The sequence below is a fragment of the Rhodococcus sp. G6(2025) genome (assembly GCF_058628105.1).
Genome location: NZ_CP179750.1, coordinates 3,406,356 through 3,430,306, shown reverse-complemented (window position 1 = coordinate 3,430,306; position 23,951 = coordinate 3,406,356). Strand labels below are relative to the sequence as shown.

21 protein-coding genes are annotated in these 23,951 nt (G+C 68.3%); 9 read left to right on the top strand and 12 right to left on the bottom strand.

Annotated elements, in window-relative coordinates; genetic code table 11:
* Nucleotides 1-14 precede the first annotated feature (14 nt).
* A complete protein-coding gene (locus ACLIVD_RS15680) occupies nucleotides 15-2,519 on the top strand; it encodes a DEAD/DEAH box helicase (RefSeq protein WP_283331916.1) in 2,505 nt (834 codons plus the stop codon).
* 3 nt (nucleotides 2,520-2,522) lie between these two features.
* On the opposite strand, the gene ACLIVD_RS15675 is transcribed toward ACLIVD_RS15680, so the two are convergent.
* Nucleotides 2,523-2,927 (bottom strand): DUF5997 family protein, encoded by a 405-nt coding sequence (locus ACLIVD_RS15675; protein WP_283331917.1) that lies wholly within the window; start codon nucleotides 2,925-2,927, stop codon nucleotides 2,523-2,525.
* 58 nt (nucleotides 2,928-2,985) lie between these two features.
* Here ACLIVD_RS15675 and ACLIVD_RS15670 point away from each other — a divergent pair, with 58 nt between their 5' ends.
* Nucleotides 2,986-3,735: a LysR family substrate-binding domain-containing protein gene (locus ACLIVD_RS15670; RefSeq protein WP_283331918.1), complete on the top strand. Its 750-nt coding sequence runs from the start codon at nucleotides 2,986-2,988 to the stop codon at nucleotides 3,733-3,735.
* Between the two features lie 9 nt (nucleotides 3,736-3,744).
* Here ACLIVD_RS15670 and ACLIVD_RS15665 read toward each other — a convergent pair whose 3' ends face one another.
* Complete coding sequence (locus tag ACLIVD_RS15665) at nucleotides 3,745-4,668, bottom strand: hydrogen peroxide-inducible genes activator (RefSeq protein ID WP_283331919.1); 924 nt, start codon at nucleotides 4,666-4,668, stop codon at nucleotides 3,745-3,747.
* Between the two features lie 111 nt (nucleotides 4,669-4,779).
* On the opposite strand from ACLIVD_RS15665, the gene ACLIVD_RS15660 reads away from it, so the two are divergent.
* Nucleotides 4,780-5,460 (top strand): PhzF family phenazine biosynthesis protein, encoded by a 681-nt coding sequence (locus tag ACLIVD_RS15660; RefSeq protein WP_283331920.1) that lies wholly within the window; start codon nucleotides 4,780-4,782, stop codon nucleotides 5,458-5,460.
* Here ACLIVD_RS15660 and ACLIVD_RS15655 read toward each other — a convergent pair.
* Nucleotides 5,446-6,162 (bottom strand): hypothetical protein, encoded by a 717-nt coding sequence (locus tag ACLIVD_RS15655; protein WP_283331921.1) that lies wholly within the window; start codon nucleotides 6,160-6,162, stop codon nucleotides 5,446-5,448. The genes ACLIVD_RS15660 and ACLIVD_RS15655 overlap by 15 nt on opposite strands.
* 18 nt (nucleotides 6,163-6,180) lie before the next feature.
* Here ACLIVD_RS15655 and ACLIVD_RS15650 point away from each other — a divergent pair, with 18 nt between their 5' ends.
* The gene (locus ACLIVD_RS15650; protein WP_283331922.1) at nucleotides 6,181-6,483 is read left to right on the top strand and encodes a hypothetical protein; all 303 of its coding nucleotides are present in this window, start codon (nucleotides 6,181-6,183) and stop codon (nucleotides 6,481-6,483) included.
* Here the strand turns inward: ACLIVD_RS15650 and ACLIVD_RS15645 are convergent.
* Together ACLIVD_RS15645 and ACLIVD_RS15640 are read right to left on the bottom strand one after the other, a co-directional pair.
* Nucleotides 6,447-7,679, bottom strand: coding sequence for an aminotransferase family protein (locus ACLIVD_RS15645; protein WP_283331923.1), 1,233 nt, complete (start codon nucleotides 7,677-7,679; stop codon nucleotides 6,447-6,449). The genes ACLIVD_RS15650 and ACLIVD_RS15645 overlap by 37 nt on opposite strands.
* Nucleotides 7,680-7,742: 63 nt before the next feature.
* Complete coding sequence (locus ACLIVD_RS15640) at nucleotides 7,743-9,107, bottom strand: MFS transporter (protein ID WP_283331924.1); 1,365 nt, start codon at nucleotides 9,105-9,107, stop codon at nucleotides 7,743-7,745.
* A gap of 156 nt (nucleotides 9,108-9,263) precedes the next feature.
* On the opposite strand from ACLIVD_RS15640, the gene ACLIVD_RS15635 reads away from it, so the two are divergent.
* Nucleotides 9,264-9,647 carry a VOC family protein gene (locus tag ACLIVD_RS15635; protein WP_283331925.1) on the top strand — a complete coding sequence of 128 codons (384 nt, stop codon included), beginning with the start codon at nucleotides 9,264-9,266 and terminating at the stop codon, nucleotides 9,645-9,647.
* Here ACLIVD_RS15635 and ACLIVD_RS15630 read toward each other — a convergent pair.
* Together ACLIVD_RS15630 and ACLIVD_RS15625 are read right to left on the bottom strand one after the other, a co-directional pair.
* The gene (locus ACLIVD_RS15630; RefSeq protein ID WP_283331926.1) at nucleotides 9,609-10,688 is read right to left on the bottom strand and encodes an alpha/beta fold hydrolase; all 1,080 of its coding nucleotides are present in this window, start codon (nucleotides 10,686-10,688) and stop codon (nucleotides 9,609-9,611) included. The genes ACLIVD_RS15635 and ACLIVD_RS15630 overlap by 39 nt on opposite strands.
* 97 nt (nucleotides 10,689-10,785) lie before the next feature.
* Nucleotides 10,786-11,430, bottom strand: coding sequence for a Pr6Pr family membrane protein (locus tag ACLIVD_RS15625; RefSeq protein ID WP_283353137.1), 645 nt, complete (start codon nucleotides 11,428-11,430; stop codon nucleotides 10,786-10,788).
* 70 nt (nucleotides 11,431-11,500) lie between these two features.
* On the opposite strand from ACLIVD_RS15625, the gene hrpA reads away from it, so the two are divergent.
* On the top strand, nucleotides 11,501-15,391 hold the full coding sequence (gene hrpA, locus ACLIVD_RS15620; RefSeq protein ID WP_491932665.1) for an ATP-dependent RNA helicase HrpA: 3,891 nt from the start codon (nucleotides 11,501-11,503) through the stop codon (nucleotides 15,389-15,391).
* 38 nt (nucleotides 15,392-15,429) lie between these two features.
* On the opposite strand, the gene nrdR is transcribed toward hrpA, so the two are convergent.
* Together nrdR and ACLIVD_RS15610 are read right to left on the bottom strand one after the other, a co-directional pair.
* A complete protein-coding gene (nrdR, locus tag ACLIVD_RS15615; protein WP_015890458.1) occupies nucleotides 15,430-15,894 on the bottom strand; it encodes a transcriptional regulator NrdR in 465 nt (154 codons plus the stop codon).
* A 180-nt stretch (nucleotides 15,895-16,074) separates the two neighbouring features.
* Nucleotides 16,075-16,572 (bottom strand): LysM peptidoglycan-binding domain-containing protein, encoded by a 498-nt coding sequence (locus ACLIVD_RS15610; RefSeq protein WP_283331929.1) that lies wholly within the window; start codon nucleotides 16,570-16,572, stop codon nucleotides 16,075-16,077.
* Nucleotides 16,573-16,863: 291 nt separating this feature from the next.
* Here ACLIVD_RS15610 and lexA point away from each other — a divergent pair, with 291 nt between their 5' ends.
* Nucleotides 16,864-17,595 carry a transcriptional repressor LexA gene (lexA, locus tag ACLIVD_RS15605; protein ID WP_009480043.1) on the top strand — a complete coding sequence of 244 codons (732 nt, stop codon included), beginning with the start codon at nucleotides 16,864-16,866 and terminating at the stop codon, nucleotides 17,593-17,595.
* An 88-nt stretch (nucleotides 17,596-17,683) separates the two neighbouring features.
* Here lexA and ACLIVD_RS15600 read toward each other — a convergent pair whose 3' ends face one another.
* From ACLIVD_RS15600 to ptsP, 3 genes are all read right to left on the bottom strand, one after another.
* Entirely contained in the window at nucleotides 17,684-18,826 is a 1,143-nt protein-coding gene (locus ACLIVD_RS15600) for an acyl-CoA dehydrogenase family protein (protein ID WP_283353135.1), read from the bottom strand.
* A gap of 111 nt (nucleotides 18,827-18,937) precedes the next feature.
* Nucleotides 18,938-20,266: a uracil-xanthine permease family protein gene (locus ACLIVD_RS15595; protein ID WP_065490622.1), complete on the bottom strand. Its 1,329-nt coding sequence runs from the start codon at nucleotides 20,264-20,266 to the stop codon at nucleotides 18,938-18,940.
* Nucleotides 20,267-20,335: 69 nt separating this feature from the next.
* Nucleotides 20,336-22,006: a phosphoenolpyruvate--protein phosphotransferase gene (gene ptsP, locus ACLIVD_RS15590; protein ID WP_491932664.1), complete on the bottom strand. Its 1,671-nt coding sequence runs from the start codon at nucleotides 22,004-22,006 to the stop codon at nucleotides 20,336-20,338.
* A gap of 197 nt (nucleotides 22,007-22,203) precedes the next feature.
* Here ptsP and ACLIVD_RS15585 point away from each other — a divergent pair, with 197 nt between their 5' ends.
* Nucleotides 22,204-22,971, top strand: coding sequence for a DeoR/GlpR family DNA-binding transcription regulator (locus ACLIVD_RS15585; RefSeq protein ID WP_105414635.1), 768 nt, complete (start codon nucleotides 22,204-22,206; stop codon nucleotides 22,969-22,971).
* Nucleotides 22,968-23,948: a 1-phosphofructokinase gene (gene pfkB, locus ACLIVD_RS15580; protein ID WP_491932663.1), complete on the top strand. Its 981-nt coding sequence runs from the start codon at nucleotides 22,968-22,970 to the stop codon at nucleotides 23,946-23,948. Before ACLIVD_RS15585 ends, pfkB begins: the two co-directional genes overlap by 4 nt.
* The last annotated feature ends 3 nt before the right edge of the window (nucleotides 23,949-23,951 follow it).

The window sequence follows — 23,951 nt, the reverse complement described above, 5'->3', positions numbered from 1 at the left end:
GCTAGCCTGTAGCAGTGCTTCTCTCCGACCTGCTCCCCGAGAACGCGGATTCCGATTCCGTTTTCGACGCCTTCACCTCCTGGACCGAAGAACGGGGTCTGACGCTCTACCCCGCCCAGGAAGAATCCGTGATGGAGCTGGTGTCCGGGGCCAACGTGATCCTGGCGACGCCCACCGGATCCGGCAAGTCGATGGTGGCGGTCGGCGCCCACTTCTACGCCATGGCCACCGGCAAGCGCACCTTCTACACGGCCCCGATCAAAGCCCTTGTCAGCGAAAAGTTCTTCGCTCTGTGCGAGGTATTCGGCGCGGAGAACGTCGGCATGATGACCGGCGACGCCGCCGTCAACTCACGGGCGCCGATCATCTGCGCGACCGCCGAGATCGTCGCGAACCTCGCACTGCGCGAGGGCCCCGACTCCGACATCGGTCAGGTCGTGATGGACGAGTTCCACTTCTACTCCGAGCCCGACCGGGGCTGGGCGTGGCAGGTCCCCCTGGTCGAACTCCCCCACGCCCAGTTTCTGCTCATGTCGGCCACCCTCGGTGAGGTCGACTTCTTCTCGTCCGACCTCACCCGCCGGACCGGCCGGCCCACCACCGTGGTGGCGGGCACCGAGCGTCCCGTTCCCCTCATGTTCTCGTACGCCACGACACCCGTGAGCGAGACGATCGAGGAACTGGTGACCACCAATCAGGCCCCGGTCTACGTGGTCCACTTCACCCAGGCCGCCGCCCTGGAACGCGCGCAAGCCCTGACCAGCGTCAACTTTTGTTCGCGCGAGGAGAAGGACGCCATCGCCGAAGCGCTCGGCGGCTTCCGGTTCACCACCGGATTCGGCAAGACCCTCTCGCGCCTCGTCCGGCACGGTATCGGCGTCCACCACGCGGGCATGCTGCCGAAGTACCGCCGCCTCATCGAGAAGCTGGCACAGGACGGTCTGCTGAAGGTCATCTGCGGCACCGACACGCTCGGTGTAGGAATCAACGTGCCCATCCGCACCGTGCTCCTCACGGGGCTGACCAAGTTCGACGGCACCCGCACGCGGCACCTCCGTGCCCGCGAGTTCCACCAGATCGCGGGACGCGCGGGACGCGCCGGCTACGACACCCTGGGCACCGTGGTCGTGCAGGCCCCCGAACACGAGGTCGAGAATCTGCGTGCACTCGCCAAGGCGGGAGACGACCCGAAGAAGCGCCGGAAGGTGCAGCGCAAGAAGGCGCCGGACGGCTTCGTGTCGTGGAGCGAGGCCACGTTCGATCGCCTCGTCGCCGCGTCACCCGAACCGCTTGTCTCCCGGTTCTCCGTGTCGAACTCCATGCTGCTCAACGTGATCGCGCGACCGGGCAACTGCTTCGAATCCATGCGGCACCTCCTCGAGGACAACCACGAGTCGCGGCCCGCACAGCGCAAGCACATCCTCAAGGCGTTGTCGTTGTACCGCGGGCTGATCGACGCCGGGGTGGTGCAGAGACTCGACGAACCCGACGCCGACGGCCGCATGGCCCGGCTGACGATGGAACTCCAGCGGGACTTCGCGCTCAATCAGCCACTGTCCCCGTTCGCCCTGGCCGCCCTCGAACTCCTCGACGTCGAATCCGATTCCTATGCACTGGATGTGGTGTCGGTGATCGAGTCGACCCTCGACGACCCGCGGCAGGTCCTCATGGCGCAGCAGCACTTCGCCCGCGGTGAGGCGGTCGCGCAGATGAAGGCCGACGGGATCGAGTACGAGGAACGCATGGAACTGCTCGAGGAGGTCACCTGGCCCAAGCCTCTCGCAGACCTGCTGTTCCCAGCGTTCGAGATGTATCGCGGTGGGCACCCGTGGATCACGGAGTTCGCGCTGTCGCCCAAGTCGGTCGTGCGCGACATGGTCGAGCGGGCGATGACGTTCGCCGAAATGGTCAGCCACTACGGTCTGGCCCGTTCGGAGGGGCTCGTACTGCGGTATCTCGCGGACGCGTATCGAGCCCTGCGCCAGACCGTTCCGACCGAGGCCCGGACGGAGGAGCTGGACGACCTCATCGAGTGGCTGGGCGAGCTGATCCGCCAGGTCGATTCCAGCCTGCTCGACGAATGGGAATCCCTCACCGACCCCGGCGCCGAGGGAGACGACCAGCAGGTCGCGTTCGGCGCCGATGTGCCGCGCCCGATCTCGGCGAATACGCGAGCATTCCGGGTGATGGTGCGCAACGCCATGTTCCGGCGTATCGAACTCGCGTCGCGGCGGCGGTGGGCCGAACTGGAGGGACTCGACGACGGCATCGACGCCGACGAGTGGGAGGACCAGCTCCAGCCGTACTTCGACGAATACGACTCCCTCGGCACCGGCCCCTCGGCACGCGGCCCCCAGCTGTTCCAGGTGGAGACCGCGCCCGAGCTGTGGCGGGTGCGGCAGGTCCTCGAGGACCCGCAGGGCGATCACGGGTGGGCGTTGACGGCGGTCGTCGACCTTCCCGAGTCCGACGCGGCCGGCGAAGTGATCTTCGACGAGCTCAGCATCGTCGAGGGGTAGCGGTCAGGAACGCGGCCTGCGGGGCTGATCCCGCCGCGCCGCGTTCTTCTCCTTGATGCGGACGGTCTCCTTGCGGACCTCGGCCTGGGTGGCGCGTTCCTGCTGCAGCCATTCGGGACGATCCGCCATGAGCGCGTCGATCTGCTCGGTGGTGAGCGCCTCGGTGACGCCGCCCCGGGCGAGGCCCGCGATGGACACCCCCAGCTTCGCCGCGACCACCGGCCGCGGGTGCGGGCCGCTGCGGCGCAGCTCGAGCAGCCACTCCGGCGGGTCGCTCTGCAGTGCACTCAGCTCGTCGCGGGAGACGAGACCCTCCTGGAACTCCGCGGGGGTGGCCTCGAGGTACACACCCAGCTTCTTCGCCGCGGTGGCGGGCTTCATAGTCTGGGGGCTCTTGTGCGACGTCATGGTGTCAAGAGTAACGAGCGTGTGCGGTGCCGTTGACCAAGGCCGGTAGCCTGACGGGGTGACAGACGCGGATGCATCCCCTTCGTTCCGGCTCGCGTATGTCCCGGGCGTGACCCCCACCAAGTGGGTGCGGATCTGGAACGAACGGCTGCCCGACGTCCCGCTCACCCTCGTGCCGGTGGCGGCCGCGGACGCACCCGACCAGTTGCGCGGCGGCGGCGCGGACGTGGGCCTGGTGCGGCTGCCGATCGACCGGACCGGTCTCAGCGCCATCCCCCTGTATACCGAGATCCCCGTGGTCGTGGCACCGAAGGACCACGTGGTGGCGGCGGTGGACGAGGTGTCGATCGCGGATCTGGCCGACGAGATCGTGCTGCACCCGCTCGATGACATCCTCGTCTGGGACAGCGTGCCGGGACTGCCCGCCCAGGACCGCCCGGCCACGACGGCCGACGCGATCGAACTGGTCGCCGCCGGGATCGGGCTGCTCGTCGTCCCGCAGTCGCTCGCCCGGCTCCACCACCGCAAGGACCTCGTCTACCGGACGGTGTCGGACGGCCCGGAGTCACGGATCGCGCTGTCGTGGCCCGAGGACGAGACCACCGAACTGGTGGAGGAGTTCATCGGCATCGTCCGGGGCCGGACCGTCAACAGCTCCCGGGGCCGCACCCCGACGCCGGCTCAGCCGAAGAAGAAGCGTCCTGCCGCGGCGACGGCACGCCAGAAACCGGCCGCGGGTGCCAGGACGTCCCGGTCGGGCTCCGGAACGAAGGGCGGCAAGAAGGGCAAACCGCGACGGCGGTCGTAGCTCCGACCGTCAGGCGGGCGCGGCGACCGACGCCGTCTTCGTGAGCAGGGCGGCGAGTTGCCCGTAGCCGTCCGCACGGGCACTGGACGAGCGGAACACGAGGCCGATCGTGCGGCCGGGCGCCGGAGCCGCGAAGCGGGCGGTCGCGAGCGGTCCCCGTCCGGTCTCCACCTGAACGGCGGATTCCGGCACCAGGGTCACGCCGAGTCCGCCGGCGACGCACTGCACCACCGTCGACAGCGACGTGGCGCGGGTGTCGCCCGCCACCGGGTGCGCGTCGACCGAGCGGCACAGATCGAGGGTCTGATCGCGTAGGCAGTGCCCCTCGTCGAGCAGCAGGAGGGGAAGCGCGTCCAGCATCTGCGGCGAGACGTCGGTGCGCCCCGCCAGCGCGTGCCCCTCCGGGACGACCATCACGAAATCTTCTGTGTACAAAGGAATATCGACGAGACCGCTGACACCACTCGGCAACGCCAGCACCGCGACGTCGAGCGCACCCACACGCAACGCCTCCAGGAGTCGCGCCGTCTGGTCCTCGATGACCTGAGGCTCGAGGGCGGGCATCTCCTCGCGCAGCGCCGGCAACAGGGCAGGCAGCACGTAGGGGGCCACGGTGGGGATCAGCCCGATACGCAGCGGTCCGGCCAACCGGTCGCCGACACCCGCGGCCGTCGCGACGAAACCGTCCGCGGCCTCGAGGATGACCTTGGCCTGACCGAGGAGCCGCTCCCCCGCCATGGTGACGAGAACGCGTCGGGTGCTGCGCTCGATGAGCTGCACCCCGAGCCCGTTCTCCAGGGCGGCGAGCGACTGCGAAAGTGTGGGTTGACTCACACTCAAACGCGCTGCCGCCGTACCGAAATGGCGGTACTCCGCGACTGCCACGAACGCACGCAGCTGCGACAGCGTGGGTTGATAACTCTGATCAGCCATACCTATCAGTCTAGCGTCGTCCATCGCCCCTGCCTCTTGACCCGGGGCAGGTGGCGACCCCTCCCACCGTCGAGGCACTTCCTCGAGGTCGACGAGCGATAAGGTGCGTCAATGCCCATCCACGTAGACGTCGTCCGGGTGTTCACCGACGACAAAGGACGCCACGGCAATCCGCTCGGCATCGTCGACTCCTCGGCCGTCCCGCCCGAGGACCGGCAGTCGGTCGCCGCCGCACTCGGATACAGCGAGACGATCTTCGTCGACGTGCCCGGACCCGGCGACGAGCACGCGCGCGCCCAGATCTTCACCCCCACCAGCGAACTGCCCTTCGCCGGACACCCCACGGTCGGACTGTCCTGGTGGCTGCACGAGCGCGGCGCCGCGGTCACCACACTCGACGTGCCCGCGGGCCCGGTCGCCACCCGCCGTTCCGGCGCCTTCACCTGGGTGCGGGCCCGGCCGGAGTGGGCGCCCGAGTTCTCGCTGTACCCCATGAACAGCGTGCGCGAGGTTCAGTCTGCGGACCCGAAGAAGTTCGGTGCCGGACACCACTATCTGTGGGCCTGGACGGACAAGGTCGAGCACTCGATCCGGTCACGAATGTTCGCCCCGGACATGGGCATCACCGAGGACGAGGCCACCGGAGCCGCGGCCGTCCGGATCACAGCGCACCTCCGGCACGCCCTCCTGATCACCCAGGGCAAGGGATCCGAACTGCGCACCACCTACGATCCCGCGGGCTGGATCGAGGTCGGCGGACGAGTCCACCCCGAGAAGTCACGCACCCTCTGACGACGGCCGCCGACCTCGCCCCGCGGTGAGGTCGGCTTCGCTCAGAGTCACCTCGATCTCCCGGCCCAGCGTCACGCCGGGAGCGAGGGGAAGCCTGTCGCCGCTCCAGAACTTGCCGGGGTCGTACCAGTTGGTGCGCCTGCGCCCACTGATCAGTCCCATCTCCTCGTACGTCTGCGCAACCACCTCGGCGCAATAGGCACTTTCGAGGCCGCCCGACTTCTCCTGCCGGCGCCCCGTCCCGGGCAGGCGCCCGCCGAACCACCGTGACGCGAGTTTCGCGGTGGACGGGAACGGGGTTCCGTCGAGCCGTGCGATCGTCCGCAGCAACGCGTCCTCCTGCTGCGACGTCGCGGGCTCGGCGAGCTGACGCAGCCATCCCCGCTGCCCGTACCGCGCACCCCACACCTGGACCGCGGCGCGCAGGTCGTGGAGTTGCACACCGCGCTGAAAGCGTCCCGTCCACATGTCCTGCAGCGAATGTCCCAGCTCGGCGTGCCACATCAGCGGCGGCAGGTCCTCGAGGACCACCGACATCCCGACGTGGTTGACCGGACTGTTCGTCAGCGTCTGAATGGCCCGGTCGGCCGGAGACTCTCCGCGGAAGATCCAGATGTCGCCGGTGCGCGTGACCTCGACAGCGGTGTCGAGGTCGATGGTGGAGCCGTGTCGTCGTGCGTCCGTGTGCCGTGGCGCGTCCATGGACCCTAGCCTAGAAGGATGCGACCGCGCGGCAGGCAATGGTGGAAACTACTCGGACTCGCGGGTGCGGTGGGTGTCGCCGCGACCGGGGTCGTCGCTGTGCGCGCGGATCGGCACCGCAAGGCGTACACGCCCGACGAGGTCCGGGCGCGTCTCCACGAGCGCTACACCCGCGCGTACGCGGTGCACGACGGGCAGAAGGAGATCGACCTGACCCCGCCCACCTGGCGGGACCGGGTCACCGGTGCCCTGCGCCGCCTCCGCAGGCGGGGCACCGGGACCGATCAGCCCAGGGCCCGGCGGATTCCGTCCGCGAGCTGAGCGACCTGCCCGTCCGTCATCACGAACGCCGGCGAGATCTGCATGGCACCCTGACCGGCCGCGCGCCCCGAGATCCCGTGTTCGCGCAACGTGTTCACGAACGGGAGCGCTTCCGCCGGATCGGCCAGCTGCACCGCCGCGACCGCACCGAGACCGCTGCGTACTTCCTCGACGCGCGGATGATCGGCGAGAGGCGCGAGGTGCTCGTGCAGTGACGACTCGAGCCGCTTCGACTCCGCCAGCAGATTCTCGCGCTCGATGATGTCGAGGTTGGCGAGTGCCGCCGCGGCGGCACCCGCATGCCCACCGTAGGTGTAGCCGTGCCGCCACCAGACCCCGCCGGCGAAGAACGGCTCGGCCACGCGCGGGGCGATGAACACCGCACCCATCGGGACGTACCCGGAGGTGAGGCCCTTCGCCGTAGTCATCATGTCGGGCTGCAGGTCGAATCGCGTCGACGCGAACCACTCGCCGCCGATGCGGCCGAATCCCGTGACCACTTCGTCGACGACGAACAGGATGTCGTGCTCGCGGCAGATGTCGCGGACCTCCGCGAGATAGCCCTCCGGCGGCAGGTATACGCCGCCCGCGCCGATGACGGGCTCGCAGAAGAACGCGGCGATCGTGTCGGCGCCGATCTTCTCGATCAGTTCGAGCAGGCTCTTGGCGTCGTTCCAGGCGACCGTGGCGGCGTCGGCCATCAACTCGCCGTAGCCCTCGCGGTTGGCGGGGATTCCCGCCAGCGCGGTGCCCGCCACATGCATCCCGTGATAGGCCTTCTGGCGGCCGACCACGATCGTCTTGGACGGCTTGCCCATCTCGTGCCAGTAGCGGCGGGCGAGCTTGGCCGCCGTGTCCACGGAATCCGAACCACCGGACGTGAGGAAGATCTTGCTGCCGGGCACCGGCGCAATGGTCGCGAGACGATCGGCCAGGGCCGCGGTCGTCTCGGGGACGAAGTCACCGAAGTTCGAGAAATGGGCCACGGTCCGCAACTGCTGCGCGACGGCGTCCGCGATCTCCGCACGGCCGTGCCCCACGTTGGTGAACCACAGACCTGCTGTCGCATCCAGGTATCGGTTGCCGCGATCGTCCCAGATGTAGGCGCCCTCGCCGCGGGACACCACGAAGGCGCCCTTCTGTTCCACCGCGCCCATGTCCGCGAATCCGTGCCACAGTGCCGACGCCATGCTCATCCCTTCGTGAAACCCCGCCCGAAGGCGACTATGCCACGACGCCCCACAGAGGATCGTGCCGCGTCACTTCTCCGCCAGGGCGGTGGGGTGTGGCTCGGTGTCGACTCCCGGAATCCCGCGACCGCGGATGGACGCGCCCGCCGTCTCGGCCACGAAGTACAGCGCGACGAGGCCGATCGCGCACGCGGCCATCATGTAGAACGCCGGCATGAGTGTGTTGCCGGTCCATTCGATGAGCAGTTCGTTGACCGCGGGGGCGGTGCCGCCGAACAGAGACGTCGACACGTTGTAGGCGATGGCGAAACCCGCGAACCGCACATGGGTCGGAAACATCGCCGGGAACGTCGCCGAAATCGTGGACAGCTGCAGGACGTACAGCAACCCGAGTACCGCGAACGCGAGGATCGCCCATCCGAAACCCTGACGCATCAGCAGGTACATCGGGACGGCGAGCACGATCAATCCCACGAGCGAGCCGTACCACAACGGTTTGCGGCCGACCCGGTCCGACAACCCGCCGGCGAACGGAATGACTGCCATCATCACGAGCTGCCCGACGATGAACAGGGACAGCGACGCGGTGGACGTCAGACCGATCTGTGTCTCCAGATATGTCGGCATGTAACTGAGCAGGGTGTAATTGGTGACGTTCAACGCGATGACGAGGCCTCCGAGCAGCAGCAACGGCTTCCAGTACTCGGTCACCAGATCCTTGAACTCGTGGGTCGGCGTCGACTCCACCTCGCCCTCCGCGTCCAGTTCCCGGAACACGGGGGTCTCCTCGAGCTTGGTCCGCAGGTAGAGGCCGATCAGACCCATCGGTCCGGCGATCAGGAACGGGATACGCCAGCCCCAGGTGGACATGAACGGATCGCTGGAGAACAACTCCACCGCCAGGACCACGATCGCACCCAGCGCATACCCGCCGAGCGTGCCGAACTCGAGGAAACTTCCGCAGAAACCGCGCCTGCGGTCCGGCGAGTACTCGGCCATGAACGTTGCCGCGCCGCCGTATTCGCCGCCCGTCGAGAAGCCCTGGATCATGCGCAGCAGCACCAGCAGCAGGGGCGCCCAGAAACCGATGACGTCGTATCCCGGCACGAGGCCCACGCAGAACGTCGCACCCGCCATCAGGATGATCGTCAGTGCCAGAACCTGGCGGCGTCCGAGCCGGTCACCCAGCGGACCCCACACGAGGCCGCCGAGCGGTCGCACGACGAACGACACCGCGAACACGAGCAGGGCGTACAGGGTGGCCGAACCGGTGTCGCCTGGAAAGAACGCTGCCGAGATGTACGACACGGTGAACGCGTAGACACCGTAGTCGAACCATTCGGTGGCGTTACCCATCGCCGACGCCGCGATCGCGCGACGGAGAACACCTGGTGGGAGGGTTTCCTGCTCGGCTGACGAACTCGCAGATGCCATGTGATCCCGTCTCCTCGGGCCGGTTTCGCGTTCACCCATTGTGGCCCGAGTGGCACGTGTTGTCGCGCGTTTGCCGGTTACAGACACGCCACGGAGGCGCGCCCGAGCCGTTCCCGCGACAGTGTGCGACCAGCGTCGCGCGGGTATCCGCAGCCCATGACCAGCCGAATCATCGCCATCGCCGTCGACTGTCGTGACGCGGAAACACTGTCACGATTCTGGTGCGACGCCCTGGGCTATCCGTCGACCCGCCGATGGAAGGACTCGTACGGGCTCGAGTACGTCGAAGCGAACGCACCGGGGTCCCCGTCACTGGTGTTCCAGCCCGTCGACGACCCGAAGTCCGAGAAAAACCGCCTGCACCTCGACATCGCGCCGTCGTCCGGTACCCGCGACGAGGAGGTCCGGCGGCTCCTCTCGCTCGGCGCACGCCGGCTGAGCGACGACCCGAACGTTCCCTGGGTGGTCCTCGCAGACCCCGAGGGCAACGAATTCTGCGTGCTACCGGAACGTGGGGCCGACGACGGGACGACCACGTAGCCCTCGCCACCAGGCGGCGGGCCCGCCGTGGGCGACCCAGTGCCGTGCGTGGTCCACGTAATCCGTCGCCACCCGGACCCACTCACTCCAGGCACTCGGCGTGGGCAGGGTTTCGACCGAACGGGTCAGGAGACGATCGATCGCGTCCGAGACGAGTTCTGCGCGCTCCAACTGCACCATGTGCCCCGCACCGGGGACCTTCACCAGTTCCGCGTCGGGCAGATGCCCGGCGATCGCCTTCGAGTACCGGAAGGGGGTCAGGAGGTCGCGATCGCCGCACACCACCAGCGTCTCGATGGGTGCGAGCAACGGCACCGCCGCCGTCTCGTCGTGATTCTTGAACGACGGCAGGAAGTCGACGAGGGTCTTGAGGGACGTGTCGTTGATCATCTGCTCGGAGTGCCACATGATCGCCGGGCTGATGCTGCGGTCACCGAACGACGCCGACCTCAGGATCGGCGCCAGCACCCTCTTGCTCGCGCCGCGACCGCTCTGGACGACCCGGGGCAGGTGCCGGGCCGCGGTGCTGAATCCGGCAACCACCGGCGTGTTGAGGGTCCGCGCGAGCCCCACGTCACCCAGCTTCTCCGCCGCGGTGGCGATCAGGCCCACCCCGACGACGCGGGACCCGATCAGATCGGGATGCTGCCCGACGTACGACAGGACCGCCATACCGCCCATCGAATGGCCTACCAGCACGATCGGCCCCTCCGGCACGAGCGCACGGATCACGGCGTCGACGTCCTGTGCGAGATGCGGAATGGTGCAGGTGGCGCGCCGCGGCACCCCGGAGTCGCCGTGCCCCCGCAGGTCGAAGAACACCATGCGAATCGTCGAGCCCCACGCCTCCTCAAGCTGAACCCGCTGGAAGTGCCAGCCGGTCATCCGGTTGCAGAAGCCGTGGACGAACACCACCGTCAAGGGGGCGAACGCCGGACCCACCTCGCGCACCGCGAGGGGCACACCGTCGTCGGCGGCGACGACACTGCCGCGGTCGCGGCCGAGCAGGTCGAAGTTCTCGCCTGCGAACTCGTCGAACATAGTCTCCCAGCCGTTGCCGAAGTCACGGATGATCGCGCGGACGCCTGTCGTGTGGAGGATAGCGCGGTGCGCGAATCGTCTGCGCGCAGCTTCGCCGCTACCGGTCCTCGCCGTACCGCCGGCGCGCACCGAGACGTCCCACCGCGTTCACGGCGAGCGCCATCAACGCCATTGCCAGCAACAACACGACCGCCGTGACGGCGAGCTGGAGGTACCCCTGCTGTCGGGGGTCCAGGAACGGATACGGGTACCAGTCGACGATCGGACCCCGGATCAGGGAATAGGCGCCATACACGGCCGGAAAGACCAGCCAGCCGAGGCTCTGCGCCTCGGAGATCCGCACCCGGGACGGGGCCACCACCCAGTCGAGCAGCAGCACGAGCGGCAGCAGACGGTGCAGGGCCGTGTTGATCCAGGCGTCCTGCAGCATGACGTCGATGTTCGCCAGCAGCACCGCGTACACAATTCCGGTGATGACCATGTACAGCGTGGTCGCGCCGCGGAACAGCTGCCAGCCCCGCGACTGCGGATCCCGGATCGCGCCGACGAGCAGGACGACGGCGGCGAGGATGTTGCTCTCGATGGTGAAGTAGCTGAGGTAGTTGGCCAGGGAGAAGTCGTCGCTGCCGGCGCTGCGGAGGGGAATCCACAGCAACGCGATCAGACCGTAGACGGCGAAGACCGCCCGCAGAACCCGAACGATCCTCTGACCTCGCAGGTCCGTGACGACGGCAGCGCCCATCCGCCGATATTCGCACACGGGCGGGCGCGGCACAGGGTGATCAACCGGGTTGGCTAGGCTGGGGTCCAGCATGTCCACCACAGCACCCAGCCGGCGGGAACTGAAAAACAGCCTCGGCGAACTCACTCTGCGCGACGAACACCGGCTCCGCCGGCGACTCGACCGTGCGCGCACACCCGACGCACTCGCGTCCCTGTCCGACGAGATCGCCGCCGCGCGCGGACGCATCGCACGAAGACTCGACAGCGTCCCTGTCATCGACTACCCCGACGCGCTACCCGTCAGCCAGCGCCGCGACGACATCGCGAAGGCGATCGCCGAGAACCAGGTCGTCATCGTCGCCGGCGAGACGGGCTCGGGCAAGACGACGCAGATCCCGAAAATCTGCCTCGAACTCGGCCGCGGCGTCCGCGGCCTCATCGGACACACCCAGCCCCGCCGTCTCGCGGCGCGGACGGTTGCCGAACGCATCGCCGAGGAACTCCGCAGCGAACTCGGTGAGACCGTCGGCTACACCGTGCGATTCACCGACCAGGTGTCGGACGGCACGCTGGTGAAACTGATGACCGACGGAATCCTGCTCGCCGAGATCCAGCGCGACCGGATGCTGCGCCGGTACGACACGCTCATCATCGACGAGGCCCACGAACGCAGCCTCAACATCGACTTCATCCTCGGATACCTGCGACAGCTACTCCCCCGCCGGCCCGATCTGAAAGTGATCATCACCTCGGCCACCATCGATCCGGAACGCTTCGCGCAGCACTTCGCCACCGACGACGGGGTGCCCGCACCGATCGTCGAGGTGTCCGGACGCACCTTCCCCGTCGAGATGCGTTACCGCCCACTCACCGTGGAAGTGGGCGACCAGACCTTCGACCGCGACCCCGTCGACGCGGTGTGCGAGGCGGTCGAGGAATTGTCCGGCGAGGGCGACGGCGACATCCTGGTCTTCCTCTCTGGCGAACGGGAGATCCGCGACACCGCCGACGCGCTCCGCGACCGCAGACTGCGCGGCACCGAGATCGTGCCCCTGTACGCCCGGCTGTCGGCGGCCGAACAGCACAAGGTGTTCACGCCCCACACCGGGCGGAGGGTCGTGCTGTCGACGAACGTCGCGGAAACCTCCCTCACCGTGCCCGGCATCCGGTACGTCGTGGACCCGGGAACCGCCCGCATCTCCCGCTACTCGGTGCGCACCAAGGTGCAGCGCCTCCCCATCGAACCGATCTCGCAAGCGTCCGCCCGCCAGCGTTCCGGGCGTTGCGGCCGTGTGGCCGAGGGCATCTGCATCCGCCTCTACTCGGAAGAGGACTTCGAGGCGCGGCCCGCGTTCACCGAACCGGAGATCCTGCGCACCAACCTCGCGTCCGTCATCCTGCAGATGACGGCGCTCGGCCTCGGCGACATCGCCGCGTTCCCGTTCGTCCAGCCACCCGACCCACGGGCCGTCCGCGACGGCATCGGCCTGCTCGAGGAACTCGGGGCGATCGAACGGAAAGCCCAGAACGAGCAACCCGTCCTCACCGCGGTCGGACGCGAACTCGCGCAGATCCCCGTCGATCCGCGCATGGCCCGGATGCTCGTCGAGGCACACCGGAACGGCTGCCTGTCCGAGGTGCTGGTCATCGTCTCGGCCCTCTCGATCCAGGACGTGCGGGAACGTCCCGCCGAATTCCAGCAGGCAGCGGACGAGAAGCACGCCCGGTTCACCGTGGAGAACTCCGACTTCCTCGCCTTCCTCGAACTGTGGAAATACCTGCGCGAGCAGCGGAACGACTTGTCGTCCAACCAGTTCCGCAAGATGTGCCGAAACGAGTTCCTGCACTGGCTGCGCATCCGCGAATGGCAGGACCTGCACGGCCAGCTCCGGCAGATCACCCGTGGGCTGGGCTGGGACACCACCGATACCCCGGCCGGCGAGGCGGCGATCCACCAGTCCCTCCTCGCGGGACTGCTGTCGCACATCGGACTCCGCGAGGGTGACAAGCGAGACTTCCTCGGGGCCCGCGGAAGCCGATTCGCGGTCTTCCCCGGCTCGAGCCTGTTCAAGAAGCCCCCGCGATGGGTCATGGCCGCCGAACTGGTCGAGACGTCCCGGCTGTGGGCACGCATGTCGGCCAGGATCGAACCCGAGTGGGCGGAGAATCTGGCGCCGCACCTCGTGAAACGCACCTTCTCCGAGCCGCACTGGTCGTCGAAGCGCGGCGCCGCCATGGCCTACGAACGCGTGACGCTGTACGGGATCCCGCTCGTCGCCCGGCGTGCGGTCACCTACAGCACCATCGACCCCGAGACGTCCCGGGACCTGTTCATCCGCCACGCTCTGGTGCAGGGCGAGTGGCAGACGCAGCACAAGTTCTTCCACGCCAACCGCGCACTCCTCGAAGACGTCGAGGAACTCGAGAACCGCGCCCGCAGGCGCGACATCCTCGTGGACGACGACACCCTCTACGACTTCTACGACCAGCGTGTCGGCCCGGAAGCGGTCTCCGCCCGGCATTTCGACTCCTGGTGGAAGGTCGCCCGCCGCAAGAACCCCGACCTGCTCACGTTCACCCAGGCGACGGTCGTCAACGCCGAGTCCGCAGCAGTACTCGGCGGCGAGTACCCCGACGCCTGGCGTCAGGGCGACATGCAGTTCCCCCTCACGTACCAGTTCGAGCCCGGCACCGAGGACGACGGCGTCACCGCCCGCATCCCGATCGCGCTGCTGGCGGGCCTGCGCCCGGTCGGCTTCGACTGGCTGGTCCCCGGCATGCGCGTCGAACTGGTCACCGCCCTGATCAAGACGCTCCCGAAGACCCTTCGCCGACAAGTGGTTCCGGCACCGGACTTCGCGGCCGCCGCGCTTTCCGCCGTGAAACCCCGCTCCGAACCGCTCACCACGGCGATGGCCCGCGAGTTGTCGCGGCTCGGCGCCTGTCGCATCGATCCCAAGGACTTCGACGTCACCGCGCTCCCCGACCATCTGCGCATGACGTTCGCTGCCGTGGACGAGAAAGGTGCCGTCCTCGGCCGGGACAAGGATCTCGTGTCGCTGCGCAAGTCGCTCGCTCCCCGCGTCCAGGTGGAGGTGGCGAAGGCGGCGTCGAATTCGGAGCGGCCGCCCGCACTCACGTGGACCCCTGCCACCCTCGGTTCGCTCGAGGCCACCGTGACACGCGAACTGGGCGGCCAGAAGGTCACCGGCTACCCCGCCCTGGTCCCGGAGGGTGACGGTGTCGCCGTCCGCGTGCTCAGCACCGCGGCGGCGCAAAGATCCGCAATGCGCGCCGGAACGCGCCGGCTGCTGCTCGCCGCCGTTCCCACCCAGGCGAAGACGGTCACATCGGGCCTGAGCAACGCACAGCGACTTGCGCTCGGGCAGAACCCCGACGGCAGCCTCGACGCCCTGATCGACGACTGCCGCAACGCCGCCGCGAACCAGTTGATCGCCGCACACGGCACGCCGGTGCGCACCCCGCAGGAGTTCGATGCCCTCGTGGCGACGGCGCGCGCCGAGATGGCCCGGAACGTGGCGGTGCTCCTACGACTGGTGTCGCCGGTGCTCGAAGCCGACCATCGGCTCGCCGTCGTGCTGGAACGCGCGACCGGTGAGGCCGCCGACGACGTGCGCGAACAGCGGCAGTCGCTGCTGTTTCCCGGATTCGTCGCCGACATCGGTGCCACTCGCCTCCGTGAACTGCCCCGCTACCTCGCCGCCGCGGCGGCACGTCTCGAAGCTCTTCCCGGGAGCGCACCGCGCGACCAGAAGGGGATGGACGTCCTCGACCGGGTGTACGCCGGATACGAACGCATGCTTGCGGGCCTGCCGGAAGAACGACAGCACACACCCGAAGTCGACGCCATCCACTGGATGATCGAGGAACTGCGCGTCAGCCTGTTCGCTCAAACACTCGGGACACCGATCCCCGTGTCGGAGAAGCGCGTGATCAGTGCCATGGAGAAGGTGCGCTGACGCGCAAGGCCATGGAGAAGGTGCGGTGACGCCTCGGCTCAGGCGTCGTCTCGGGATTCGCGGTGTTCGCGTAGCTCTTTGATCTCGCGGGCGAAGTCCTCGGCGGAGCTGAAAGACCGGTACACGGACGCGAAGCGCAGGTACGCCACCTCGTCGAGATCACGAAGCGGACCGAGAATGGCGAGGCCGACCTCGTTGCTCGGGATCTCCGCAGAACCCGACGCCCGGACCGCGTCCTCGACCTGCTGGGCAAGAAGATTCAGGGCGTCGTTGTCTACCTGCCGGCCCTGGCAGGCGCGGCGCACTCCCCGTACCACCTTCTCCCGGCTGAACGGTTCGGTGACACCACTGCGCTTGACCACCGACAGCACGGCCGTCTCGACGGTGGTGAATCGGCGACCACACTCGGGGCACGAGCGGCGGCGACGGATGGCCTGTCCTTCGTCGGCTTCTCGCGAATCGACCACACGTGAATCGGGGTGCCGGCAGAACGGGCAGTGCATGGCGATTCCTTCGTCGTAGCCGTCGTGGCCGCAACTGTTCGCCTCCCCCGATGGCGAACCGACGAAAACGGATTCACGCAGCGGATGCACGATCTCGACGCGACCACACGAAGTGGTGGGACTGACAGCATCCGAGACTACTCGGCCGCCCTGGGGGACAGACATGCAGAGCCACCCCCGTCACCGGGTAGAGGACGACGGGACGATCAGACTCTGGCCCGGGTGGAGCGCCGAATTGGACATGGCGTTCAGCTCCATGATCCGCTCGACCACCTGTGCCACCGGCAATTCCGGGGAGATCCGCGCCGCGAGCGCTGCCAGGCTCTCCCCCTGCTGCACCTGCACGACCTCCGTGGCCGCCGAATTGCTCACACCGTCGGTCGTGGCCAGCTGAGCCACCCCGACGAGCCCGCACAACACACCCGCCGTGATCACGACACTCGCGAGCACCATCCGCCAGCCGACGTCGTTTGCCCCGCGCGCGTGATCGGCACGGGAGACACCGGTGTGGGTGGGCCGGTACGCGACGGCGCCGGACGACGGGCGCCGCAGCTCGCCGTCGGTGCGCCGGCGGCGCGGCTCGGTCCGGTACGACCGTGCGGCCCCGGACCGGACGACACCCCGTTCCAGGGCCTGCCGGTTCAGCACTGCCTGCCGATGGAGAACTGCGTTGCTCATCGGTACCTCCGCTGCTCGTATCCGTTGTCAGATCCGTTGTCGTCAGATCCGTTGTCGTATCCGCTACCGACCCGGTCGGTGTCTGATCGCTCCGGTCGTTCGATCACGCGTTCGAAAGAACACATGTTCGATTTCTACCACGGCACTCCGACAATGTCTCTACTTCTCGCGACACGTGTCGAACAGATGTTTGAAACTCCGAGGAAAGCGGGATAGATTCGTGTCACGCGGCACAGCAGTCACATGCGACCCATACCGAGAAGATCCACATACAGACGGAGGCACCTCGCCATGAAGGACGACAGCTCGACCGACGGTTCGACTCCACGTGTGAGCGGTGGCTCCGCCGCCGGGTTGACCGACCGGCAGCGCCGTGTCCTCGAGGTGATTCGCACGTCCGTCAACGAGCGCGGATATCCGCCGAGCATCCGCGAGATCGGCGACGCCGTGGGGCTCACCTCCACGTCGTCCGTCGCTCATCAACTGCGCACGCTGGAGCGGAAGGGCTTCCTCCGCCGGGATCCCAATCGTCCCCGCGCCGTGGACGTGCGCGGCCTCGACGAGGTGGCGGCGGGAGCCGCGGCGAACGCGAGCGCCGCAGTCGGGTTGGCCGCGGTCAAGTCCGGCGCCGACGGCGCACCCCTGCCGGAACCCACGTTCGTCCCGGTCCTCGGCCGGATCGCGGCCGGTGGCCCGATCCTCGCCGAGGAAGCAGTCGAGGACGTGTTCCCGCTCCCCCGCGAACTGGTGGGCCAGGGCTCACTGTTCCTGCTCAAGGTCGTCGGCGAATCGATGATCGATGCCGCGATCTGCGACGGCGACTGGGTAGTGGTCCGTCAGCAGAACGTGGCGGAGAACGGAGACATCGTGGCAGCGATGATCGACGGCGAAGCAACCGTCAAGACGTTCAAACGCACCGAGAACGAGGTGTGGCTGATGCCGCACAATCCGCTGTTCGATCCGATCCCCGGCAACGACGCGGTCATTCTGGGCAAGGTCGTCACGGTCATGCGCAAGATCTAGTCACCGCCGCGCGGAGACACGAGGAGGCCCCACGGCGATTGCCGTGGGGCCTTCTCGCATCCACCCCGGATACGCAGGTCGCGCCTCGTCAGAGATTGAGGCCGCGACCGATGATTTCCTTCATGATCTCGGTGGTACCGCCGTAGATGGTCTGGACACGAGAATCCATGTAGGCCTTGGCAATCGGGTACTCCTTCATGTATCCGTAGCCGCCGTGCAGCTGCAGGCACCGGTCGATCAGCCGGACCTGCGCCTCGGTGGTCCACCACTTGGCCATCGCCGCTTCCTGCACCGACAGCTTCTCGTCGTTGAGCAGTTCGATGAACTTGTCGACGAGCACTCGGACGGCCGTTGCCTCGGTGGCGAGTTCGGCGAGCACGAAGCGGGTGTTCTGGAAGCTGCCGATCGACTTGCCGAACGCCTTCCGGTCGCGGCAGTACTGGATCGTCATGTCGAGTGCCGATTCCATTGCGGCCGCGGCCACCACGGCGATCGACAGCCGCTCCTGGGGAAGGTTCTTCATCAGGTAGAGGAAGCCCATCCCCTCCTCACCGAGGAGGTTGGCGGCGGGAACGCGGACGTCGGCGAAGCTGAGCTCCGCGGTGTCCTGCGCCTTCATCCCGATCTTGTCGAGATTGCGGCCGCGTTCGAAGCCCGGCATGTCCCGTTCGACGACCAGGAGGCTGAATCCCTGCGCCCCCTTGTCGGGATCGGTACACGCGACGACGATCACGAGGTCGGCGTTGATGCCGTTGGTGATGAACGTCTTGGAACCGTTGAGGACCCAGTCGTCGCCGTCGCGCACGGCGCGCGTCTTGATGCCCTGCAGGTCGCTGCCGGTGCCCGGTTCGGTCATCGCGATGGCGGTGATCAGCTCGCCCGACGCGAAGCCGGGCAGCCAACGCTGCTTCTGCTCCGCGTTGCTCAGTTCGAGCAGGTACGGCGCGACGACGTCATTGTGCAAGGTGAAGCCGATGCCGCTGTACCCGCCGCGGGTGGTCTCCTCGGTGATTATCGCGTTGTACCGGAAGTCGCGCACGCCGCCGCCGCCGAATTCCTCCGGTACGGCCATGCCGAGGAAGCCCTGCTTGCCGGCCTCGACCCACAGGCTGCGGTCGACGATGTTCTGCTCTTCCCACTTGGCGTGGTTCGGCTCGGCGTGCTGTGCGAGAAACTTGCGGTACGACTCCCGGAACAGTTCGTGCTCCGGTTCGAACAGGGTGCGCTCCACGCCGACTCCTCGTATCAACTATCTGGGTACGTCTCGTTCGACGGTAGAGGCGAGGAACACCGTGGTGAATGACCCAGGTGATCGGGATTCGTGACCCATCCGGTCACCGTGTCAGGGCTTGCGGAACCGCGCGAGCGAGCGCATCACCGGGTAGGCGACGAGGATGCCGACCGAACCCCACGCGATGCCACCGAGTTCCACGGATCCGATCGTCAGCGTCAGGTCGCCGATGCCGGCGACGAGCGCCGCAGCGACCACGGTGAGGTTCACGGGGTCGGTGAAGTCCACCTCGGCGTCCATCCAGATGCGCACACCGAGGACGCCGATCAGTCCGTACAGCACGAGGGTGGCGCCGCCGATGACACCGTTCGGCACCGTGAACACGAGGGCACCGAACTTCGGTGAGAACGCGAGAACCACGGCGGTGGCGGCCGCGACCCAGTAGGCGGCGGTGGAGTACACCCGCGTCGCGGCCATGACTCCGATGTTCTCGGCGTACGTGGTGGTTCCGGAGCCGCCGCCGAATCCGGCGAGGGTGGTGGCCAATCCGTCCGCAACGAGGGCGTCGCCGGCGACGTCGTCGAGCGACCGACCCGTCATGGCCGACACCGCCTTGACGTGGCCGACGTTCTCGGCGATCAGGACGATGACCACCGGCAGGGTCAGCGCGATCACGGACCATTCGAACGTCGGTCCCCGCAGTTCGGGCACGCCGAACCAGGCCGCCTCCCGCAGCGCCGTCACCCGCTCCTCGGCGAGCCCGCCGATCACGGCGGCGAACACCCAGCCGACGACGACCCCGACGAGAATGCCGAGACGGCCCAGCAGTCCCGGACCGAGCACGGTCACGAGCAGGATCGCCAGCAGGGTCACCCCGGCGATCAGCGGTTGCGATTCGAACGAATCCACCGCGGTGGGTGCGAGATTGAGCCCGATCAACGCGACCACGGCGCCGGTGACGACCGGGGGCATGACGGCGTCGATGACTCGCGATCCGGCCAGCTTCACTGCGATGCCCACCACGAGCAGCAACAGACCCGCGGCGGCAACACCGCCGAGTTGCGCGGCGGGACCCGAACTCTGCGACGCCGTCAGCGGCGCGATGAACGCGAACGACGATCCGAGATAGCTGGGGATGCGGCCACGGGTGATGAGCAGGAACAGGGCCGTCCCGATACCCGAGAACAGCAGTGTCGTCGTGACCGGGAACCCGGTGATGGTCGGCACCAGGAGGGTGGCGCCGAACATCGCGATGACGTGCTGCATCCCGATTCCGACCGTGCGCGGCCAGGTGAGACGCTCGCCGGGAGCGACCACCTCGCCCTCACCGATCCGCCTGCCGTCACCGTGCAGCGTCCACCCGAACGCCCGTGTGGGGGTGGACGGGCCGGCTGAGCCGCCGGCCGGACCGTCGGGGGCGTCGGTTTCTCTTTTCGTCACAGTTCGCCAATAGTAGGCACGATCTGGGAGTTTCGCGCCTTCGGGACCGGATCCCGCAGCACACCGGGGCTACGCGCCCAGCACCCGGACCGCCGCGGCACGCGCCTCCGCAGGATCGCTCGTGGCGAGCACGTCTTCGGCGGCACGACGGCAGTCGTCCAGCGAGACCGATCCCACCTTCGCACCCACACCGGACACGGCGGCACCCGCGCAGGACAGCGACGTGACCCCGAGTCCGATCAGCACGCAGGCGAGCAGCGGGTCGGCGGCCGCCTCGCCGCAGACGCCGACCGGTTTGCCTGCCGCGATGCCCGCCGCGGCCGTGCGGGCGACGAGCGCGAGGACCGCCGGCTGCCAGGGATCGGTGAGCGATGCCAGGTCGGAGGACATCCGGTCGGCGGCCATCGTGTACTGCGCGAGGTCGTTCGTGCCGATGGACAGGAAGTCGACGTGGCGCAGAAGACGGTCGGCCAGGAGCGCGGCGGCCGGTACCTCGACCATCACGCCGGGCACGAGTCCGCGAGCCCGGACCTCCGCCGCGAAGGATTCGGCCTCGGCGGGAGTCGAGATCATCGGCGCCATCACCCACGGCTGCGACTGCGTCTGCTTCGCCGCGGCGGCGACGGAGTCGAGTTGCCTGCTGAGGATGCCCGGATTCTGTTCGGCGATCCGGATTCCGCGGACCCCGAGTGCCGGGTTCGCCTCTTCGGCGTGGTTGGCGAAGCGCAGCGGCTTGTCCGAACCCGCGTCGAGCGTCCGGATCACCACTTTCCGGCCGGCGAACGCGTCGAGCACCTCGCCGTAGATCTCGGCCTGCTCGTCGACGCCGGGCTCGGAATCGCGGTCCAGGAAGCACAACTCGGTGCGGAAAAGTCCGACGCCCTCGGCGGCGGTCGTGGCGGCCGACCGCGCACCGGCCCCGTCCTGAACATTGGCCAGAATCGACACGGAATGTCCGTCGCTCGTGCGGCCGGGCCCCTCCCACGACTGGATGCGGATCCGTTCGGCGCGGCCGTGTTCCACGGCGGCGCGGGCCTCCACGGGGTCCGGTTCGACGACGAGTTCGCCGGCCGAGCCGTCGAGGAGGACGGGGGTGCCCGCGACGACGGATTCGAGGTCACGCACCGCGACCACACACGGAATGCCCAGCTGCCGCGAGATGATCGCGGTGTGGCTGGTGGGGCCGCCGAGGACGGTCACGAGTCCGACGATCAGCTCGGGATCGAGACCGGCGGTGTCGGCGGGCGCGAGGTCCTGGGCACACAGGATCGACGGTGTCGTGGGCACGGGGATGCCGGGTTCGGGCAGACCGAGGAGTTCGGACACCACGCGGTCCCGGATGTCGCGCAGGTCGGTCACCCGTTCGGCCATCAGCCCGCCCATCTTGGTGAACAGGGTTGCGAACTGCTCGGTGGCCTCGGCCGCCGCTTCCTCGGCCGGGGTTCCACCGGCGATCAGCTTCTGCGCTGCACCGAGCCAGCCGCGGTCGGCGGCCATCGCCGCGTTCGCCTGCAGCACCTCTGCCGCGGCGCCGGACACGCTCGCCGCGCGGTCGCGGAGTCGTTGCGACACCACGGCGGCCGCTTCCTCGAATCGGACCTTCTCCGCGTCGCGCGACACCTCGTCGATCCGGGCCGAACCGGGCGCGACCTCCGGCCGCGGAGCCGGCCAGATCACCGGCGCGTAGGCAATGCCCGGTACCACCGGTGTACCTCGCACGATTTCACGGTTTTCGGTCATCGGGTCCTCCTGGCCGGTTCGTTCTGTCTTCGCACAGTCGGAAATGCGAATCGACTATGTGACGGAGATTACTCTCAACTCTTGACATGTCAACACACTCGGGCGTAAAACAACATGACACAACATTTCGTGTGATGCAGACCATAACGGATCGCGTCACCGAATACTTCATCGACGAGAACAGGAACGGGGTCACGGTGTATCCGGAAGAACGCCAGCAAGCGGTCACCACGCTGATCTCGCAGCGGGGACGCATGTCGGTCGCGGACCTCTCCGACACGTTCGGCGTCACCACCGAGACCGTGCGACGTGACCTCGCGCTACTCGAGCGTCTCGGCCACGTCCGCCGCGTGCACGGCGGCGCGGTGCCCGCGGGGTCCCTCACCGTCACCGAGCCCGGCATGACGGAGCGCGATCACACCCGCGCCGAGCAGAAGGACCGCATCGCCAAGCGCGCCGCCACCTACCTGCCGCCGTCCGGTGGCAGCGTGCTGTTCGACGCGGGAACCACGACGGGGCGCATCATCCCGGAACTCCCGTCCGATCTGGACCTCACCGTGATCACCAACTCGGTGCCGATCGCCGCCCGGCTCGCGGGACTCAATTCGGTGACGCTCCACATGCTGGGCGGCCGGGTGCGCGGCATCACGCAGGCCGCCGTCGGCGAGGAGGCGCTGCGCATCCTCGATGTCCTCCGCGTCGACGTCGCGTTCATCGGCACCAACGCGCTCAGCGTCGGCCACGGCCTGTCCACACCGGACACCGAGGAGGCCGCGGTCAAGCGCGCGATGGTCCGGTGCGCCAACCACGTCGTCGTGGTCGCCGACTCGTCGAAGGTCGGCCGCGAGCACCTCGTGAGCTTCGCCCCCATCCACAGCGTCGACATCCTCGTCACCGACGCCGACATCAGTTCCGCAGACCGAGCCCACTTCCACGACCAGGGAATCGAGGTGGTGATCGCATGATCGTCACGCTGACCGCCAATCCGAGCATCGACCGCACCGTCAACCTGGTGGGGCGCCTCGAACGAGGAACCGTCCTGCGCGCGGCCGCCACCCACAGCGACCCCGGCGGCAAAGGCGTCAACGTCGCCCGCGCACTCACCTCGGCCGGTGTCGCCGCGGTCGCCGTACTCCCCGGCAACGAGGGCGATCCCCTGCTCACCGCCCTGTCCGAGCACGGGATCGAGCACGTGACCGTGGCGACGTCCGGTCCGGCGCGCACCAACATCACCATCACCGAACCGGACGGCACCACCACCAAGGTCAACGAACCCGGCGTCGCGATGTCGGCCGAGTCCCTCGCCGATCTGCAGTCGGAGATCATCGAGCGCGGGTCCCGGGCCGAATGGGTGGTGCTGTCCGGGTCGCTTCCCCCGGGCATTCCCACCGACTGGTACGCCACGCTCGTCGAGGCTTTGCGCTCGGCGCCGTGCAGGGTCGCCGTCGACACGTCGGACGCCCCGCTGCTCGCGCTCGCGGACCGGTTCCCCGCGGCCGCTCCCGACCTCGTGAAACCGAACAGCGAGGAACTCGCGCAGCTCACGGGCGCCGACGGGCAGCTGCTCGAGGCGTCCGCGCTGCGCGGGGACCCGACGGCCACCGCCCATGCCGGCAGGCAACTCGTGGACCGCGGGGTCGAAGCCGTCCTCGCCACGCTCGGCGCCGCGGGTGCGGTTCTCGTGACCGAGGCCGGCGCCTGGTGGGCCACGCCACCACCGATCGTCGCCCGCAGCACCGTCGGCGCCGGCGACTCGTCGCTGGCGGGTTACCTGTCAGCGCACATGTCCGGTGCAACGCCCGCGGACTGCCTCCGATCCGCCGTCGCCTACGGCAGCGCAGCGGCAGCCCTCCCCGGCACCACCCTGCCGACCCCCGAACACGTCGACATCGACGCCGTCACCGTCACCGCCCTCAGCTCCCCCGCCCCCGATCCGGCCTGAACC

Bases quoted from the DNA above. Each gene is read 5' to 3' on its own strand.
- ACLIVD_RS15660 (WP_283331920.1), top strand. From the start codon at position 4,780: ATGCCCATCCACGTAGACGTCGTCCGGGTGTTCACCGACGACAAAGGA.
- nrdR (WP_015890458.1), bottom strand. From the start codon at position 15,894: ATGCACTGCCCGTTCTGCCGGCACCCCGATTCACGTGTGGTCGATTCG.
- ACLIVD_RS15655 (WP_283331921.1), bottom strand. From the start codon at position 6,162: ATGGACGCGCCACGGCACACGGACGCACGACGACACGGCTCCACCATC.
- ACLIVD_RS15640 (WP_283331924.1), bottom strand. From the start codon at position 9,107: ATGGCATCTGCGAGTTCGTCAGCCGAGCAGGAAACCCTCCCACCAGGT.
- ACLIVD_RS15610 (WP_283331929.1), bottom strand. From the start codon at position 16,572: ATGAGCAACGCAGTTCTCCATCGGCAGGCAGTGCTGAACCGGCAGGCC.
- ACLIVD_RS15675 (WP_283331917.1), bottom strand. From the start codon at position 2,927: ATGACGTCGCACAAGAGCCCCCAGACTATGAAGCCCGCCACCGCGGCG.
- hrpA (WP_491932665.1), top strand. From the start codon at position 11,501: ATGTCCACCACAGCACCCAGCCGGCGGGAACTGAAAAACAGCCTCGGC.
- lexA (WP_009480043.1), top strand. From the start codon at position 16,864: ATGAAGGACGACAGCTCGACCGACGGTTCGACTCCACGTGTGAGCGGT.
- ptsP (WP_491932664.1), bottom strand. From the start codon at position 22,006: ATGACCGAAAACCGTGAAATCGTGCGAGGTACACCGGTGGTACCGGGC.
- ACLIVD_RS15650 (WP_283331922.1), top strand. From the start codon at position 6,181: ATGCGACCGCGCGGCAGGCAATGGTGGAAACTACTCGGACTCGCGGGT.
- ACLIVD_RS15665 (WP_283331919.1), bottom strand. From the start codon at position 4,668: ATGGCTGATCAGAGTTATCAACCCACGCTGTCGCAGCTGCGTGCGTTC.
- ACLIVD_RS15645 (WP_283331923.1), bottom strand. From the start codon at position 7,679: ATGAGCATGGCGTCGGCACTGTGGCACGGATTCGCGGACATGGGCGCG.
- ACLIVD_RS15630 (WP_283331926.1), bottom strand. From the start codon at position 10,688: ATGTTCGACGAGTTCGCAGGCGAGAACTTCGACCTGCTCGGCCGCGAC.
- ACLIVD_RS15625 (WP_283353137.1), bottom strand. From the start codon at position 11,430: ATGGGCGCTGCCGTCGTCACGGACCTGCGAGGTCAGAGGATCGTTCGG.
- ACLIVD_RS15635 (WP_283331925.1), top strand. From the start codon at position 9,264: ATGACCAGCCGAATCATCGCCATCGCCGTCGACTGTCGTGACGCGGAA.
- pfkB (WP_491932663.1), top strand. From the start codon at position 22,968: ATGATCGTCACGCTGACCGCCAATCCGAGCATCGACCGCACCGTCAAC.